We start from the raw sequence: 16,868 nt of genomic DNA on the forward strand, positions 1-16,868 counted from the left end.
CTCGCTCCCGCCGCCGGATTCCACCCTCGGACGCAGAAGCGCTCCCACCACGGACACCGCTGCGGCCGCGAGCCTCATTCGCCCGCGCCGCCGCCCGGCGCCAATTCGCCCCGGGCGGCGCCCAGTTCCGGGGACAGACCCAGACGTGCGACCCGGCCCGCCCGGTCACCTGCCTGCCTGGCGGCGGCCGAGTGCCCGGTGGAGGCCGCGGGGCCGCGCCAGGTGCCGCGCGCTTCGGACGTGCGGCGGTAGAAGTCGACGAGTTCGACCTCCTTGTTCCGTAACGCGACCGCCGTGCCGACGGACGCCGACGCGTCTCCCGCGATGGCATCAGCTTCCAGGGCTTCGGCTTCGACGCAAGACTTGACCTCGGCCAGCCTGCGCCCGATCCGCTCGGCGAAGGCCATCTGGAAGTTCAGTCGGGCGGTCACCGCGGCGGCGGGGACACGGACCCGGCGACGAACGACGGCGCCGTGACGTCGCTCGGTGACGATCTTGTCCACCGTCGCCTCCCGGTAGGCGCCGGACTTGATGTAGTGGTCACCGGCGCGCACCATCTGCACCAGCAGGCTCGTATAGAGCGCCTCGCACAGGTCGATGTCGGCGGCGAACCCGTAGGCGTAGACCTGGGTGGAGGTGCGGGCGACATCGCAGCGCACATCGTTGGCGTGCGCGATCGCGACGAACAACTGGACGTAGGTGCGCAGCCCTTTGCGGCCGGGCTCGCCGATCGGGATGATCCGCTGTACCGGGGTCACCCTGCGTTCCCGTCCGGCGACGTGCGCGCGAGCCACCGCGAGGTCGATGGACGAGCGGGTCGCCAGCCGCTGCGCGGCGGCCAGGAACGCCTCTGCTTCGTGCTCGTTGTCGGTGGCCTCGGCCTTGCGCAGCAACCCGCCGATGCGGGTCAGCATCCGCTCGGGAACCTGGTTCGGCGCACTCATCGCGAGCCAGCCTAGCCACGGCGGCTCGCCCGTCGATCCGGCAGCCCGGCCCCGGAGGGCGACCCACCCGCGGGTGATCGATTCCCGAGCATGATCGGACGCGGCCGGTCGACACCATGTATCTTGCGTGATGCACCGGCCTCGGTGTGCTGCCGCTCACGTGGCAACCCGCAGACGTCGTAAATCTTTGGAGAGTGTCCGCGATGGCTTGGAAAAAGGTGTCGTCCCTACGTTCATCGGTCGTACCGCGCGCCGCGATGGTGGCCGCCTCGGCCGCGCTGCTGACGGCCACCTTCGCCACCGCCTGCTCGACCGACAGCGGCGGCAATCCCACCACCGAGAATCTCGAGGGCCGCGGCCCGATCACCTACGTCGAGGGCAAGGACACCACCGAGACCGGCGTGGTGAAGCAGCTCATCGAGCGCTGGAACGCCTCGCACCCGGACGAGCAGGTGACCTTCAAGGAGCAGTCCAACGACGCCTCCCAGCAGTACGACGACCTGGTCGAGCACATGCGCTCCCAGCAGTCCGACTACGACGTGATCGCCCTGGACGTGCCGTGGACCGCGGAGTTCGCCGCCAAGGGCTGGATCCAGCCGCTGAAGGACTCGTTCTCGCTCGACACCTCGACGCTGCTGTCGCCGACGGTCGCCAGCGCCACCTACAACAACACCCTCTACGCCGCGCCGCGCAACACCAACGGCGGCCTGCTGTTCTACCGCACCGACCTGGTCCCCGCACCGCCGAAGACCTGGGGCGAGATGCTGGGTCAGTGCCAGATCGCCCGGGACAACGGCATCGGCTGCTACGCCGGTCAGTTCGCGCCCTACGAGGGCCTGACGGTGAACACCTCCGAGGTCATCAACGCCTTCGGCGGCACCTTCGTCGGCTCCGACGGCAAGACCGCCACCGTGGACAGCCCGCAGGCCCGCGCCGGCCTGACCACTCTGGTCGACGCCTACAACAACGGCGACATCCCGAAGGAAGCCATCACCTTCAAGGAGCCGGAGTCGGCCAATGCCTTCACCCAGGGCAACCTGATGTTCCTGCGCGGCTGGCCGTCCACCTTCGGTGACGCGGGCGCGGAGTCCTCACTGGTGAAGGACAAGTTCGGAGTCGCGCCGCTGCCCGGCGAGAACGGCGTCGGCGCCTCCACCCTGGGCGGCTACAACGCCGCGATCAGCTCGTTCTCCAAGAACAAGGCCACCGCGCTGGACTTCCTGCGCTTCCTGATCAGCGAGGACGCGCAGCACATCATCGCCTCGGGCGCGCTGCCCTCGGTGCGTGCCTCGCTCTACGACGAGCCCGCCCTGATCGCCAAGATGCCGTACCTGCCCGCGCTCAAGGAATCCATCGCCGGCGCCGTGCCGCGTCCGGTGACCCCGTTCTATCCGGCGGTGTCCAAGGCCATCCAGGACAACGCCTATGCTGCCCTGACCGGAGCCAAGTCCGTCGACGACGCGATCGTCGGCATGCAGAAGGGCATCGAGACCGCCGGTTCGTAGGCGGTAACGCGCACCGGACCCGACCAACCCGTAGGAGAGAGATAACGGTGTCGGTTCCCCCGAACGCGGCCCCACCCCTGTCGAAGGACGAATTCCTCGCGCCGAAGCGCGGGTTCTTCGGCGGGCTGGGGGCCGAACTGCGCGCCTCGCGCCGGGCGTGGCTGCTGGTCACGCCCGTTCTGCTGGCACTGACCGTGGTCATCGGTTACCCGGTGGTGCGCGCGCTGTACATGTCCTTCCAGAAGGATTCCGGGCTCGACCCGAGCACCGGGATGTTCGTCGAGGGCGGCAGCGCCGGCTTCGACAACTACCTGCACTGGCTGTTGCAGCAGTGCACGCTGCCGACCGGCGAGACCATCGCCTGCCCGACCGGCAACCTCGGCTCGCAGTTCTGGACCGCCATCGGCATCACGCTGTTCTTCGCGGTCGTCACCGTCACGCTGGAGGCCACCCTCGGCCTGATCATGGCGATGGTGATGAGCAAGAGCTTCACCGGCCGGGCGCTGCTGCGCGCGGCGGTGCTGATCCCGTGGGCCATCCCCACCGCGGTCACCGCACGGCTGTGGGAGTTCATGTTCCAGTACGACGGCGTGGTCAACCGGGTGCTCGGCACCCACATCCTGTGGACCTCGGACCCGTGGGCGGCCCGGTTCGCGGTGATCGTCGCCGACGTGTGGAAGACGACGCCGTTCATGGCGCTGCTCATCCTGGCCGGGCTTCAGGTCATCCCGAACGACGTGTACGAGGCCGCCAGGGTCGACGGCGCCTCGGCCTGGCAGCGGTTCACCCAGATCACCATGCCGCTGCTCAAGCCCGCGCTGATGGTGGCGATCCTGTTCCGCACGATGGACGCGCTGCGGATGTACGACCTGCCCGCGATCCTGACGCTGAACAACCCGGACACCCGGACGATCTCGATCCTGGTGGTCGATCAGGTCAGGCAGGGCCCCAACAGCGCGGCGGCGCTGTCGACGATCACGTTCCTGCTGATCTTCGCCGTGGCGTTCGTGATGGTGAAGTTCCTGGGCGCCAACGCGGTGCGAACCCAGGAAGCTCAGCGAGAGGCGCACTGATGGCCACGACAACCCCTTCCCCGCGCACCGAGCCCGCACCGAAGAAGAAGCCGAACGTGAACCCGGTGCCGTGGACCAAGAAGATCGCGGGCCTGCGTATCTACGTCGGCGCGCTGATCGTGCTGTTGTGGGGTCTCGGCCCGTTCTACTGGATGGCGATCACCGCCTTCCGCGACCCGGAGTACACCTTCGACAACACCCCGTGGCCCACCCACGTGACGTTGGAGAACTTCCGCGACGTCTTCGACACCAGCCGGGGCAACGACTTCGGCCGCGCGATGGTCAACAGCGTCATCATCGGCTCGATCACCACGATCATCGCGCTGGTGATCGGCGTGTTCGCGGCGTACGCGCTGGCCAGGCTGGTGTTCAAGGGCAAGTACATGGTGGCCGGGCTGATCCTGAGCGCCTCGATGTTCCCGGTCGTGGTGCTGGTGACCCCGCTGTTCCAGCTGTTCACCAGCCTCGGCTGGATCGGCCAGTACCAGGCGATGATCATCCCGAACATCTCCTTCGTACTGCCGATGACCGTCTACATCCTGGCCTCCTTCTTCACCGAGCTGCCGTGGGAACTCGAGGAGGCCGCCCGCATCGACGGCGCGACCAAGGCACAGGCGTTCCGGCTGGTCATGCTGCCGCTGGCCGCGCCCGCGGTGTTCACCACCGCGATCCTGGCGTTCATCGCCGCGGTCAACGAATACCTGCTCGCCCGGTTGCTCTCCGGTGGCAAGACCGAGCCGGTGACCGTCGCGATCGCTCGTTTCTCCGGCAACAATCCGCTGGTGCAGCCCTACGCGGCGATCATGGCGGCGGGCACCCTGGTGACCATTCCGCTGGTGATCATGGTGCTGCTCTTCCAGCGCCGGATCATCTCCGGTCTCACCGCGGGCGGCGTCAAGAGCTGACCCAGTATCGGTAGCTGAGGCGTTGCCGAAGCCCGGAACGTATCGAGCCACCCTGTAAAGTGCAGGGTGGCTCGATCGTTTCGTGTGGAACCGACGCTCCGAAGGGAGATGCTCGTGGGCGCGTTCGGCAAGCGGCGGGGGCAGCGCGAGGCCGGAAGCGCGGCGCCCGCGGCACCCGCGGCACCCGCGGCACCCTACGCCACGCTCGCGGGGTGGCAAGAACCGGAGCGAGATCCGGCGGAGGAGCAGGCCGAGGAGCCTGCCGAACCCCAGGACAGACCCGGTAGCGCGCGGGCGCGCGGTTGGCGGCGGCTCGCGCTGGCGCTGTTCGTGATCTTCGTCGGCGTGCCCGCCCTGCTGTTCGCGCTGGTGTACTGGCGCTCGGAGATCCCCGATCCCTCCGCGGTACGGACCAATCAGATCGCCACCATCACCGCCTCGGACGGCGCCACGGTGATCGCCACGATCGTGCCGCCGGAAGGTAACCGGACACCGGTCCCGCTCAGCGAAGTTCCCCAGCACGTGCGCGACGCCGTGCTCTCGGCCGAGGATCGCGGCTTCTACTCCAACCCCGGCTTCTCGACCTCCGGGTTCCTGCGCGCGGCCCGCGACAACCTGCTCGGCAAAGAGGACGCGGGCGGCGGATCCACCATCACCCAGCAATACGTGAAGAACGCCTTCGTCGGCTCCGAACGCACCATCAGCCGCAAGATGCGCGAACTGGTGATCGCCACCAAGATGGCCAGGCAGTGGACCAAGGACGAGATCCTCGCCGCCTACCTCAACACCATCTACTACGGCCGCGGCGCCTACGGCATCGCCGCCGCCGCACAGGCCTACTTCGCCAAGCCGCCCGCCGACCTGACCCTCGCCGAGGGAGCGGTGCTGGCCTCGGTGATCCGCACGCCCTCGATCCTCGACCCGGAGACCCATCTCGCCGATCTGAAGGAACGCTGGCAGTACGTGGTCGACGGCATGGTGATCATGGGAGTGCTGTCCCCCGGCGACCGGGACGTGGTCGTCTTCCCCCGGATCGCGCCGCTGGCCGACCTGCCCGAAGACAGCGCGGCACGCGGACCCGAGGGCCTGATCCGCACCCAGGTGCTGCGCGAACTGCGCGAGTACGGCATCAGCGATCTCGAGATCGACACCGGCGCACTGCGGATCACCACCACCATCGACGTGCGCGCCCAGCAGGCGGCCATGGAAGCGGTGCGCTCCCGGCTGAGCGGACAGCCGCCGGAACTGCGCGCGGCGGTGGTCTCGATCGATCCGCGCTGGGGCTCGGTGCGCGCCTACTACGGCGGCGAGGACGGCACCGGCTACGACTTCGCCCAGGCGCCGCTGCAGACCGGCTCGGCGTTCAAGGTGTTCGCCGCCATCGCCGCCCAGCAGCAGAGCATTCCGCTGACCCGGGTGATGGACTCCTCCCCGATCACCGACCACGGCACCACCATCACCAATGTCGAGAACGAGACCTGCGGCCGGTGCACGATCGCCGAGGCCTTGAAGCGCTCGCTCAACACCAGCTTCTACCGGCTGACCATGTCGATGATGAACGGTGCGCAGTCCATCGCCGACGCCGCACACCAGGCGGGGATCCCCGAGCAGATCCCCGGCCTCGACCACGAGACGCTTACCGAGTTCGGCAAGACGCCCTACAACGGCATCGTGCTCGGTCAGTACCAGGTGCGTCCGATCGACATGGCCTCGGCGTACGCGACCATCGCGGCGTCCGGGATGTACCACCAGCCCTACTTCGTGCAGCGGGTGGTGACCGGCGACGGGCGGGTGCTGCTGGACCGCGCGGGCCCCGACGGCCCGATCGGCGAGCAACTGCCCGAGCCCGAACAGCGCATTTCGCCCGACATCGCGAACAAGACGATCCAGGCGATGCTGCCGATCGCGTCGTACTCCAACGGCAATTCCCTCGCCGGCGGTCGCCCGTCGGGCGCCAAGACCGGCACCACCCAGCTCGGCGACACCGGGGAGAACAAGGACGCGTGGATGATCGGCTTCACGCCGCAGATGTCGACCGCGGTGTGGGTGGGCACCGAGCAGTCGCTGCCGATCCGCACCGCCGGTGGCGCCCGCATCTACGGTTCCGGACTGCCCGCGGCCATCTGGAAGGCGACCATGGACGGCGGGCACGCGGGCGAGCCCATCGAACAGTTCCCCGGCCCGGAGTCGTCGTCCTGGGATCCGCAGATCATCTCGCCGCAGGGCGGGGGCAACACCAACGGGGGAGAAAACAACGGCAATCCCTACGACATCCTCAATCCGCCGCAGTCGCCGCAACCGCAGGGCCCGATCATCGTCTTCCCGACCGCACCCGAGCCCGCACCGGCGCCGCAAGCCCCCGCGCCCGCACCGGCCCCCGCCCCCGCACCCGCACCCGCTCCCGCGCCCGTGCCGCCGCCGCCGCGCCAGATCGAGATCTTCCCCGGGATCACGGTCCCGATCCCGGGCTGAGCGGCGCGACGCGGGCCGGCCCCGGCCACCGCCTGCCCACCCGGATCCGCTGGACGTGGCAGCATCGGTGGCGGTGGCCGGGGTCGGCACCCGTCGCGCGTGGGAATACGCAAGGATGGGCGCGACGAGCGACCACGACCGCCGTGCGCGGTCGCCGCAACAGCGCCGCCGATGAGAACACACGAGATTTAGGGGCTACGCCGGTGGATTTCAATGTCGTTGACCGACCCGAGACGCTGGTGGCGGGCACAGTTCTACGCAGCCCGGCACTCGCCGTGGAAGGACCGCGACGAGTGAAGGTGGAGCAGGCCTGGAAAAGCAAGTTGTCCAAGCGACTACCCGGCCCCCCGACCACCGCCTATGTCGACCACGCCCCGGAGATCAATTCGTATCTGACCCACATCGTGGGCTACCAGTGCCGCAGCCTCGACGACCTGATGCCCGGTGACGTGCTGGCCCGAGTACCCGGCGGGCGCTACGCCCGATTCATCGCCAGCGGCGACGACCTCGGCGATACGATCGTGTCGGTCTGGCGGGCGGTCTGGGACGCCGAAGCGGCGGGCCGGTTCGTGCGCGCCTACACCGGGGACGTGGAGCACTACCCCGATGCCCGCACCGTAGAAGTCTTCGTGTCGCTGGCCGACGAGCCGAACGACGGGTAGGAACGCACTGTGGATTTCGAGATCGTCACCCTGGACGAGAGCCTGGTCGCCGGACTCACCATCCCGCTGGCCGGTCGCGAAGTGACCGCCCGCGACCTCGATCTGGTGAACTTCACCTGGGACCGCTACCTGGCGCGGGAGAAGGCGGTGCCGCGGGTGGCCGCCTATGTCGGCCAGGACGACCACGCCGTCGCCGTGCTCGGCTACGAGATCACCGGACTCGACGAGCTGGACGCGGGCGATGTGCTCACCCGCATCCCGCAGGGCCGCTACGCCAGGTTCGTCGTCTCCGACAAACCCTACGACCTGCTGCGCACCGCGTGGGCCCAGGTCGCCAAGGCAGAGGCGACCGGTGTGATCACCCGTTCGCACCGCGCGGAGGTCGAGCGCTACACCGGTCCGACCTCGGTCGAGGTGTACGTCTCCCTGGACTGACGCGGCGGCCCGGGACCGGCGGTCGGGGGCGGACGACAATCGCGAAGGAGCCGGAACCCGATTCGGGTTCCGGCTCCTTCGCTGTCCGGCTCACGCCGCCTGCGCCCCTCGGCTCACGCCCGCCGAGGTCAGCAGCTCACGCCACCGAGTACATCGGCTCACGCCACGGGGTTCATCGACTCACGCCGCCGAACTCATCGGCTCACGCGTCGATGATGAACGCCTCGAGCTGCTCGCGGGCGATGTCGTCGGCCAGCTGCTTCGGCGGGGACTTCATCAGGTAGGCCGAGGCCGGGATGACCGGTCCGCCGATGCCGCGGTCCTTGGCGATCTTGGCCGCGCGCACCGCGTCGATGATGATGCCCGCCGAGTTCGGCGAGTCCCACACCTCGAGCTTGTACTCCAGGTTCAGCGGCACGTCGCCGAAGGCGCGGCCCTCGAGGCGGACGTAGGCCCACTTGCGGTCGTCGAGCCAGCCCACGTGATCGGACGGGCCGATGTGCACATCGTTGGCGCCCAGTTCCTTCTTCAGGTTGCTGGTGACGGCCTGGGTCTTGGAGATCTTCTTCGACTCCAGACGCTCACGCTCGAGCATGTTCTTGAAGTCCATGTTGCCGCCGACGTTGAGCTGCATGGTGCGGTCGAGCTGCACGCCGCGGTCCTCGAACAGCTTGGCCATCACGCGGTGGGTGATGGTGGCGCCGACCTGGCTCTTGATGTCGTCGCCGACGATCGGGACGCCCGCGTCGGTGAACTTCTGCGCCCATACCGGGTCGGAGGCGATGAACACCGGCAACGCGTTGACGAACGCCACGCCCGCGTCGATCGCGCACTGGGCGTAGAACTTGTCGGCCTCTTCCGAGCCCACCGGCAGGTAGGACACCAGGACGTCGACCTTCGCGTCCTTCAGTACCTGCACGATGTCGACGGCAGGCGCCTCGGAGAGCTCGATGGTCTCGGCGTAGTACTTGCCGATGCCGTCGAGAGTCGGGCCGCGCTGCACCACGACGTCGGTCGGGGGCACGTCGGAGATCTTGATGGTGTTGTTCTCGCTGGCGAAGATCGCCTCGGCCAGGTCGAAGCCGACCTTCTTGGCGTCGACGTCGAAAGCGGCGACGAACTTGACGTCGCGCACGTGGTAAGGGCCGAATTTGACGTGCATCAGACCGGGCACGGTCGCGGTCTCGTCCGCGTCCTTGTAGTACTGCACGCCCTGGACCAAGGAGGAAGCGCAGTTGCCCACGCCCACGATGGCCACGCGAACTTCGGTGGCGTTCTCAGCCGTTGTGATGTCAGTCATGGCCGATGTTTCCCTCTTTCTGTGGTGCCGCGTTCGTCGATTGCTCCGCCGCAATCAACTCGTTGAGCCAGCGCACTTCGCGCTCGCTGGATTCGAGTCCGAGTTGATGGAGTTGCCGGGTGTAGCGATCCAGTGAGCCACTGGCCTTCTTGATCGCCTCCCGGAGCCCCTCTCGGCGCTCTTCGACCTGACGCCGCCTGCCCTCCAGGATGCGCATCCTCGCCTCGGCGGGGGTGCGGGTGAAGAAGGCCAGATGAACGCCGAAGCCGTCGTCGGTGTAGTTCTGCGGGCCGGTGTCGGCGAGCAGTTCGTTGAACCGCTCCCGTCCCGCGTCGGTCAGTTGGTAGACCCGGCGAGCCCGGCGCGTGGTGGCGCCGTCGGGGATCTCCTCCGCGATCAGTCCGTCCACCTGCATGCGGCGCAGGGTGGGATAGAGCGACCCGTAGGAGAAGGCCCTGAACGCTCCGAGCAGACCGGTGAGCCGCTTACGCAGCTCGTAGCCGTGCATGGGCGACTCGAGGAGCAGCCCGAGAATCGCCAATTCGAGCACGGGCTTCACCCCCTGACGTGTCTCGGACCTGACCGATAAGACCTAACCGATGGATACGATTACCTACTATATCGGAGCGATACATCTATGCACAGTTCGCGGTCGTCGTCGCCGCAGCGCCCGCCGTGGCAATCGCGACAGCCCGACACGGGCGGCGGCGCGCACCGCTACTCTGGTGGCGTGCGAATCCAGCGGCAGGTGGTCGACTACGCGCTCCGGCGCCGATCGCTGCTGGCCGACGTCTATGCGGGCCGCGTCGACGTCGCCGAGGTGTGCGACGCCAACCCATACCTGCTGCGGGCGGCGAAGTTCCACGGCCGGGGGAGCGAGGTCACGTGTCCGATCTGCCGCAAAGAGCAGCTGACACTGGTGTCGTGGGTCTACGGAGACGGCTTGGGACCGGTGGCGGGCTCGGCTCGCACACCGGAGGAGCTCATCCGGCTGGCCGAGACCCGCGAGGAGTTCTCGGTGCACGTCGTCGAGGTCTGCCGCAGCTGCAGCTGGAACCACCTGGTGCAGTCCTATGTGCTCGGCGCCACCCCCGCGCCCACCCGTCGCCGCTCCGGCGGCCGGGCAGGCCGACGGACCGCCGCCGAGTGATGCGCTCGGTCGTCGATCGGGCGGGTGGTCCTCGGCGCCCGCGAGTGCCCGTCGATCACGCCCCGGCACCGACCACGCTTGACCGCTACGAGTTATGGAGATCTTGTCAGTGAATTCGCCTTACGAGACTTCCCCCTACGGCGATGACCCGCACGGTGGCCGTGCTCAGCGAAGTTCACAACCGGATCCGAACCCGTATCCCCGGCGTCAGCCCCCGCCGCGGCCCCAGCAGGGCGGGCCGCGCCCCGGTCCCGGCCAGGGCGGGCCGATGCCGGGCGGGCAGCGACCCGGTCCGAACGGCGCCGGTCCGAACGGCACCGCCCCGCAGGGCGGCAGGCCACCGATGCGTTCCGGACCGCCGCCGCAGGGTGGCAGGCCCCCGCAGGGCAGACCCGCCCAGGGGCGCCCGGCCGAGGGCGGACAGCCGTCGGCGGGACGCCCGGCTCCGGGTGGCCGCCCGGCGGCGGGTAGGCCGCCGCAGGGCCAGCCGCCAGCGGGACGCCCGGTTCCGGCCGCCGCGGCGGGCGCGGCCGGCGCCACCCAGCGCATGGCACGGCCACCCCCGGAGCACGGCCGAACTCGCTGAGCGACGCAGTCGCCGAACGCAATCGCTCGGGCCCCGGCACCGGTCCGCGACCCGCCACCGCGCGCACCGCCACCGGGCCACGACCCGCGATCGATCGCCCGGGAGCCGACAGCGCTCGCCCGGGAGCCGACGGCCCGCGCCGCGCCGGCGCGGCCACCACCGGCGAGCGCCGCGCGCAGTCCGGTCCACCCTCGGGACCGCCGCCCACCCGCGGCGGTGGCCGCGGCGGCGCGGGCGGCTCCGGCTCGAGCGGACCGGGCAGGAAGTTCCCGTGGAAGGCCGTCCGGCGCGTCTGTTACGTGCTGGTGGCACTCGCGATCGTGGTGCCCAGCGCGATCTTCTTGGTCGCCTACTCCACCGTCTCGGTCCCCGAGCCGGGCGATCTCAAGACCAACCAGGTCGCGACGATCCTCGCCCAGGACGGCACCACCGTCATCAGCAAAGTGGTTCCGCCGCAGGGCAACCGCACCGACGTGACCATCGAGCAGATTCCGCCGCACGTGCGCAACGCGGTCATCGCGGCCGAGGACCGGGACTTCTACACCAACCCCGGCTTCTCCATCTCCGGCTTCGCGCGCGCGGCCCGCGACAACCTCCTGGGCAAGGAGAGCGCGGGCGGCGGCTCGACCATCACCCAGCAGTACGTGAAGAACGCGCTGGTCGGTGACGAACGCTCGCTCACCCGAAAGCTGCACGAGCTGGTCATCTCGGCGAAGATGGCGCGGCAGTGGAGCAAGGACGAGATCCTCGCGGCCTACCTCAACACCATCTACTTCGGCCGCGGCGCGTACGGCATCGACGCCGCCTCGAAGGCCTACTTCGGCAAGCCCGTACAGGAATTGACGGTCGCCGAGGGCGCGGTGCTCGCGGCCACCATCCAGCTGCCCTCGCTGCTGGACCCGGAGCAGAACCCGGACGGCGCCCGGACCCGCTGGAACTACGTGCTCGACGGCATGGTCTCCAGCGGCAATCTCGACGCGACCGAGCGCGCGGGCCAGCAGTACCCGACCGTGGTCTCGCTGGCGGCGACCCAGGAGGAAGCCGGCCTGAACTCCGGTCCCGAGGGCCTGATCAAGAACAAGGTGCTCGGCGAGCTCTCCGAGGCGGGCATCAGCGAACAGCAGCTCAACACCGCGGGCCTGCAGATCACCACCACCATCGACGCCAAGGCCCAGCAGGCCGCGGTCGAGGCCGCGACCTCCAACCTGCAGGGCGAGCCCGAACAGCTGCGGACGGCGGTGGTCTCGATCGATCCGCACACCGGCGCGGTGCGCGCCTACTACGGCGGCCCCGACGGCAACGGATACGACTACGCCAACGCGGCGTTGCAGACCGGTTCGTCGTTCAAGTCGATCGGCCTGGCCGCGAACCTGGAACTCGGCATCCCGTTGTCCCAGATGTACGACAGCTCACCGCTGACCGTGCACGGCATCAAGATCACCAACGTGGAAGGCGAGGACTGCGGAACCTGCACCATCGCCGAAGCGCTCAAGCGCTCGTTGAACACCAGCTTCTACCGGATGCAGCTGGACATGCAGAACGGCCCGGAGAAGATCGCCGACATGGGTCACCGCCTCGGCATCCCGAAGGAACTGCCCGGCGTCGGCGCGACCCTGACCGAGCCGGACGGCGCGGGCCCGAACAACGGCATCGTGCTCGGCCAGTACCAGGCCCGCCCGATCGACATGGCCTCGGCCTACGCCACGCTGGCCGCCTCCGGCGTCTACCACGCCCCGCACTTCGTCTCGCGGGTCGTGACCGCCGACGGTCAGGTGCTGCTCGACCGCGGCGATGTGCCCGGCGAGCAGGTGGTCTCCTCCGCTGTCGCCGACAATGTCACCGCCGCCATGCGTCCCATCGCCGCCTGGTCCCGTAATCACGGCCTGGCGGGCGGTCGCGAGTCCGCGGCCAAGACCGGCACCGCCCAGCTCGGCGACACCGGCGAGAACAAGGACACCTGGATGGTCGGGTACACCCCGTCGCTGTCGACGGCGGTCTGGGTCGGCTCGGTGGACAACTCGCCGCTGCGCAACTTCTCGGGCGCCATGATCTACGGCTCCAGCCTCCCCTCCGACATCTGGAAGGAGACGATGGACGGCGCGCTGGAGGGTACCCCGAAGGAGTCCTTCCCCAAGCCCGCTCCCATCAAGGGGCAGGCCGGTGTCCCGGACTTCACCGCGCCGTACACGCCGCCGTCCACCACCGAGGCGCCGCCGCTGCTGCCGCCGGTGGTCATCACACCGTCGCAGGTCGAGATCCTGCCCGGCATCACCATTCCGGTGCCCGGCGTCGCGCCCGCGCCGCAGCGGCCGCAGCAGACCCAGCAACAGAGTCCGCCGCGCAACGACGATCCCGGCCCGCTGCCCGGTCAGCCGGTCGCGCCGACCGGCGGCAATTCCCGGCCCGGCGCCGACGACACCGACGACTCCACCCCGTCCGGTCGCTGACCCGGGGCGGGGGACATGGTCGCCGGTCGCACCGGCGGTCGATCCACGACGACTGCCGGTGGGCCGGTAGCCTCGGTGGACGTGACCGATCAGCACATGGTGAACGAGCGCGGGGGCGGCGCCGGGCCGGTCGGGACACCGCCGGACGGGCCGCGGCCCGCCTCGCCCGCGCCCCTGGCCGCGGACCTGCGTTCGGATGACGAACGGGACCGGCCCAGCCGCACGGATTCGCTGACCGCGCAGGCGAGCACGCTCATCGGCGGCCCGGTGGGCGATCACGCGCTGATCGGCCGGGTCAGGTTCTGGACGCCGCTGCGGGTGCTGTTCCTGTTCACGGTGGTCTTCCTGGCTCTCGGCTGGGCGAGCAAAGCAGGCTGCCTGCAGCAGACCGAGACCGCCGACGGCGCTCTGGCGCTGGACTGGTACGACGGCCGTCAATACGTCGCCATGTGCTACTCCGACACCGTCCCGCTCTATGGCGCCGAACGCCTGGACGAGGGCGCGTTCCCGTACAAGAAGTCCTGGGAGGAGCAGACCCCCGACGGCGGCACCGAGACCAGGTACATGGAGTATCCGGTGCTCTCCGGTCTCTACCAGTACGTCTCGATGCAGATCGCCAAGACCTGGGACGAGCTGCCGCTCCCCGGCGCGCTCCAGGTGGTCATCTACTTCAATGTGGTGGCCGTCGGTCTGGCGATGGCGTGGCTGGTCACGGTGTGGGCCTCGGCGATGCTGGCGCGGCGCCGGATCTGGGATGTCGCGCTGCTGGCCTGCTCGCCGCTGGTGATCGTGCACGCGTTCACCAATTTCGACCCCCTGGCAACGGCTTTCGCCGCGACCGGTCTGCTGGCCTGGGCACGTAAGCGACCGCTGCTGGCCGGCGTGCTGCTCGGCCTCGGCGGGGCCGCGAAACTGTATCCGCTGCTGCTGCTGGGCCCCATCGTCATCCTGTGCGTGCGCGCCGAGCAGATGCAGCGACTGCCACGCCTGCGCAGGACCACCGGCCTGCGCGATATCGACGGCCTCGGCACCGTGCTGGACTGGCTGCGCGAGATCCCCTACCGGATCCGGTTCTGGAGCCTGCGCCCGCTCGGCGCGGCGGCGGTGGCGGTGGCGGGCGCCGCGGTCACCTGGCTGCTGGTGAACCTGCCCATCGCCGCGCTGTACCCGCAGGGCTGGCGGGAGTTCTTCCGCCTCAACACCTCCCGGCACGCCGACCCGGACTCCATATACAACGTGATCAGCTCCTTCACCGGCTGGGCCGGATTCGACGGACACCTCTCCCACGGTGAGACGCCCTCGGTGCTCAACGCGGTCTCGCTGCTGCTGTTCGTCGCGGCCTGCGCGCTGATCGCCTATGTGGCGCTGACCGCACCGCGCCGCCCCCGGCTGACCCAGCTGTGCTTCCTGGTGGTGGCCGCGTTCCTGCTGACCAACAAGGTCTGGAGCCCACAGTATTCGCTGTGGCTGGTGCCGCTGGCGGTGCTGGCGGTCCCGCATCGGCGAATCCTGCTGGCGTGGATGACCATCGACGCGCTGGTCTGGGCGCCGCGCATGTTCTACTACCTCGGCACCGGCGCGAAAGGGTTGCCCGAGCAGTGGTTCACCGGCACGGTGATTGTGCGCGACCTCGCGGTGATCGGCCTGTGCGCGTTGATCATCCGGCAGATCTACCGCCCCGAGGAGGATCTGGTGCGCCGGGACTGGCAGGACGATCCGGTCGGCGGAATCCTCGACCGGGCGCCCGATCCGCTGCTGCCCTGGCTACCGCAGTGGTTGCGGCCGCGGGTGGCTCCCCTGCGGGTGACCTGAGCCCGCGACTCGATCACTCCGAGCGCAACAGACGCGACGCCCGCTGCGGATCACGCGGCAGCACATCCAGTTGCAGCTGCCAGGCGCTGCCGGTCCACGGGTCGAACATCGGGGTGTCGGTGATGGTCGGCAGATGCCTGGCGTGCTGGGACAGCGCCGACACCGTGTCGTCGGGCACCGCGATCTCGTCGGTGCCGACGATGAGAATCGACAGCCCGATGAGATCGCCGCAGCCGGTGAGCGTGAGCAGACGCGCGGCGTCGATCGCCTGGTAGCCGTGCGGGAAATCCGAGACCACCAGCACTCGATGCTCGGCCGGCGGGGTGAAAGCGCCGCCCTGATACGCCATTTCGGCCAGCTCGGCGGCCTCGGCGAGAGCGCGCAGGCGGTCCGAGATCAGGGTGTGGTCGGTGATCGGCGGACCGTTCAGCACGGGGGCGAGCGCGGGCAGCAGCGCGGTGTAGGCGCCGGTGAGGTCGATGACGTCGATGCGTGTGCGCTTGCCCGGTTCGACGGCCAGCAATCGGGCCAGCAGCGCGCCGACCACGGGCGCGGCGGCGGCCGGGACGTCGGTGTCGATCCACAGCGGCCGGGTCAGCGGTACGGGCACGCAGTACGGGATGCGCAGCGTGCCCCGATCGGGGGCGTAGAGCTCACCGATCCGGATGCCGTCGGCGGGCGCGGGCGGGTCCTGCCAGGCCGGTGAGTGCCAGGCGGCCAGCGCGGGCGGCAGCCGCAGCTCGGCCTCGGCGAGCTCGCGCACGAGGTGCTCGCTGTCCTTGCGGTGATTGTCCTCGGCGGTACCCGCCAGCTCCTCGGCACGCCGTTGCGCGGCCTGCCTGGCCTGCTCGGCGGCAGGGGTGTTGCGGGTGGCCGGGTCCGAGACCGCCGCCGACAGTTCGTCATCGAGGCGTTTGGCGGCGTAATCCCTGGCGGCGACGAGCGCGGCCGCCGAGCGGGCCGCGTCCTCGAAGATCATCCACAGTCGTTCCAGCCCGTAGCCGACCTCCACCGCGGGGCCGCCGCCCTCGGGAATGTGGGTGCGCCGTGGGCTCGCGTCCTGGCCTGGCTCGGGTTCGTCGACCTCGACACCGTGCGCGGGCAGCAGCACCGGCAGACCGCCCGCGTACCCCTGACCGACCGCGCGCACCTTCCAGTCCGTACCGCGCTGGTATAGCTCGAGGCAGATCAGCGCGCTCTCCCCCGCGGCCGGTTCGATCTCGAACTGCACGAGCGCGGCGACGCCGTCGGTCAGCACCGTGCGCACCCGGCCCAGCGCGCGCCGCGGATCCTCGGCGCTGACCACGAGCAGCACCGCGGCCGCGGCCGCGCGCAGGTCGGCGAGAGTGACCTCGAGGCGCGCGCCCGACAACCGCACCCCGGCGGTCTCGGTCTGGTTGTAGAACACGAAATCCGCGTGGCTCGCGCAGCGCAGATCCTCGCCGACGACCAGCGCGCACACGTCCAGCGCGGTGTCCGCCTGGGCTTGGAAGGCCACCGTCCGCGCGGTGAGCGCCACGTTCTGGCCCGCCTGGAGTCCGATCACCACTCCCCCTCCGATGTCCGTGCGGGGCAGG

General features: G+C 69.7%; 13 protein-coding genes. 9 read left to right on the plus strand and 4 right to left on the minus strand.

Going from position 1 to position 16,868, the window contains the following annotated elements; all coding sequences use genetic code 11:
- Nucleotides 1-74: 74 nt before the first annotated feature.
- The gene (locus NS3_RS01955) at nt 75-944 is read right to left on the minus strand and encodes a DUF2786 domain-containing protein (protein ID WP_245649414.1); all 870 of its coding nucleotides are present in this window, start codon (nt 942-944) and stop codon (nt 75-77) included.
- 203 nt (nt 945-1,147) lie between these two features.
- Between NS3_RS01955 and NS3_RS01960 the strand changes: the two genes are divergently transcribed.
- The 6 genes from NS3_RS01960 to NS3_RS01985 all read left to right on the plus strand — a co-directional run bounded on the left by NS3_RS01960 (nt 1,148) and on the right by NS3_RS01985 (nt 7,996).
- A complete protein-coding gene (locus NS3_RS01960) occupies nt 1,148-2,449 on the plus strand; it encodes an ABC transporter substrate-binding protein (RefSeq protein ID WP_067852627.1) in 1,302 nt (433 codons plus the stop codon).
- 125 nt (nt 2,450-2,574) lie between these two features.
- Complete coding sequence (locus NS3_RS01965) at nt 2,575-3,522, plus strand: carbohydrate ABC transporter permease (RefSeq protein WP_067852805.1); 948 nt, start codon at nt 2,575-2,577, stop codon at nt 3,520-3,522.
- Nucleotides 3,522-4,427 (plus strand): carbohydrate ABC transporter permease, encoded by a 906-nt coding sequence (locus NS3_RS01970; protein WP_245649416.1) that lies wholly within the window; start codon nt 3,522-3,524, stop codon nt 4,425-4,427. The genes NS3_RS01965 and NS3_RS01970 overlap by 1 nt, the downstream gene beginning before the upstream one ends.
- 108 nt (nt 4,428-4,535) lie before the next feature.
- Nucleotides 4,536-6,899 carry a transglycosylase domain-containing protein gene (locus NS3_RS01975; protein WP_067852628.1) on the plus strand — a complete coding sequence of 788 codons (2,364 nt, stop codon included), beginning with the start codon at nt 4,536-4,538 and terminating at the stop codon, nt 6,897-6,899.
- 203 nt (nt 6,900-7,102) lie between these two features.
- Nucleotides 7,103-7,561, plus strand: a complete 459-nt coding sequence (locus tag NS3_RS01980; RefSeq protein WP_067852629.1) for a GyrI-like domain-containing protein — start codon at nt 7,103-7,105, stop codon at nt 7,559-7,561.
- Nucleotides 7,562-7,570: 9 nt separating this feature from the next.
- Nucleotides 7,571-7,996: a GyrI-like domain-containing protein gene (locus tag NS3_RS01985; protein WP_067852630.1), complete on the plus strand. Its 426-nt coding sequence runs from the start codon at nt 7,571-7,573 to the stop codon at nt 7,994-7,996.
- 202 nt (nt 7,997-8,198) lie between these two features.
- On the opposite strand, the gene NS3_RS01990 is transcribed toward NS3_RS01985, so the two are convergent.
- Together NS3_RS01990 and NS3_RS01995 are read right to left on the minus strand one after the other, a co-directional pair.
- A complete protein-coding gene (locus NS3_RS01990; RefSeq protein ID WP_067852632.1) occupies nt 8,199-9,296 on the minus strand; it encodes an inositol-3-phosphate synthase in 1,098 nt (365 codons plus the stop codon).
- Complete coding sequence (locus tag NS3_RS01995) at nt 9,289-9,846, minus strand: PadR family transcriptional regulator (protein ID WP_067852807.1); 558 nt, start codon at nt 9,844-9,846, stop codon at nt 9,289-9,291. Before NS3_RS01995 ends, NS3_RS01990 begins: the two co-directional genes overlap by 8 nt.
- 180 nt (nt 9,847-10,026) lie before the next feature.
- Here NS3_RS01995 and NS3_RS02000 point away from each other — a divergent pair, with 180 nt between their 5' ends.
- The 3 genes from NS3_RS02000 to NS3_RS02010 all read left to right on the plus strand — a co-directional run bounded on the left by NS3_RS02000 (nt 10,027) and on the right by NS3_RS02010 (nt 15,291).
- Nucleotides 10,027-10,446 (plus strand): DUF5318 domain-containing protein, encoded by a 420-nt coding sequence (locus NS3_RS02000; RefSeq protein ID WP_169811580.1) that lies wholly within the window; start codon nt 10,027-10,029, stop codon nt 10,444-10,446.
- Nucleotides 10,447-11,028: 582 nt separating this feature from the next.
- The gene (locus NS3_RS02005) at nt 11,029-13,479 is read left to right on the plus strand and encodes a transglycosylase domain-containing protein (protein ID WP_373865271.1); all 2,451 of its coding nucleotides are present in this window, start codon (nt 11,029-11,031) and stop codon (nt 13,477-13,479) included.
- Nucleotides 13,480-13,575: 96 nt separating this feature from the next.
- Nucleotides 13,576-15,291, plus strand: coding sequence for a glycosyltransferase family 87 protein (locus NS3_RS02010; protein ID WP_067852813.1), 1,716 nt, complete (start codon nt 13,576-13,578; stop codon nt 15,289-15,291).
- Nucleotides 15,292-15,304: 13 nt separating this feature from the next.
- Here NS3_RS02010 and NS3_RS02015 read toward each other — a convergent pair whose 3' ends face one another.
- Nucleotides 15,305-16,840 (minus strand): TerD family protein, encoded by a 1,536-nt coding sequence (locus tag NS3_RS02015; protein WP_245649420.1) that lies wholly within the window; start codon nt 16,838-16,840, stop codon nt 15,305-15,307.
- Nucleotides 16,841-16,868: the final 28 nt, after the last annotated feature.

Source organism: Nocardia shimofusensis NBRC 100134 (assembly GCF_001613125.1).
In the GTDB taxonomy this organism is placed as follows: Bacteria; Actinomycetota; Actinomycetes; order Mycobacteriales; family Mycobacteriaceae; genus Nocardia; species Nocardia shimofusensis.

Coding starts and splice junctions, on each gene's coding strand:
- NS3_RS02010 (WP_067852813.1), top strand. CDS start 13,576: ATGGTGAACGAGCGCGGGGGCGGCGCCGGGCCGGTCGGGACACCGCCG.
- NS3_RS01955 (WP_245649414.1), bottom strand. CDS start 944: ATGAGTGCGCCGAACCAGGTTCCCGAGCGGATGCTGACCCGCATCGGC.
- NS3_RS01970 (WP_245649416.1), top strand. CDS start 3,522: ATGGCCACGACAACCCCTTCCCCGCGCACCGAGCCCGCACCGAAGAAG.
- NS3_RS01960 (WP_067852627.1), top strand. CDS start 1,148: ATGGCTTGGAAAAAGGTGTCGTCCCTACGTTCATCGGTCGTACCGCGC.
- NS3_RS01990 (WP_067852632.1), bottom strand. CDS start 9,296: ATGACTGACATCACAACGGCTGAGAACGCCACCGAAGTTCGCGTGGCC.
- NS3_RS01975 (WP_067852628.1), top strand. CDS start 4,536: ATGCTCGTGGGCGCGTTCGGCAAGCGGCGGGGGCAGCGCGAGGCCGGA.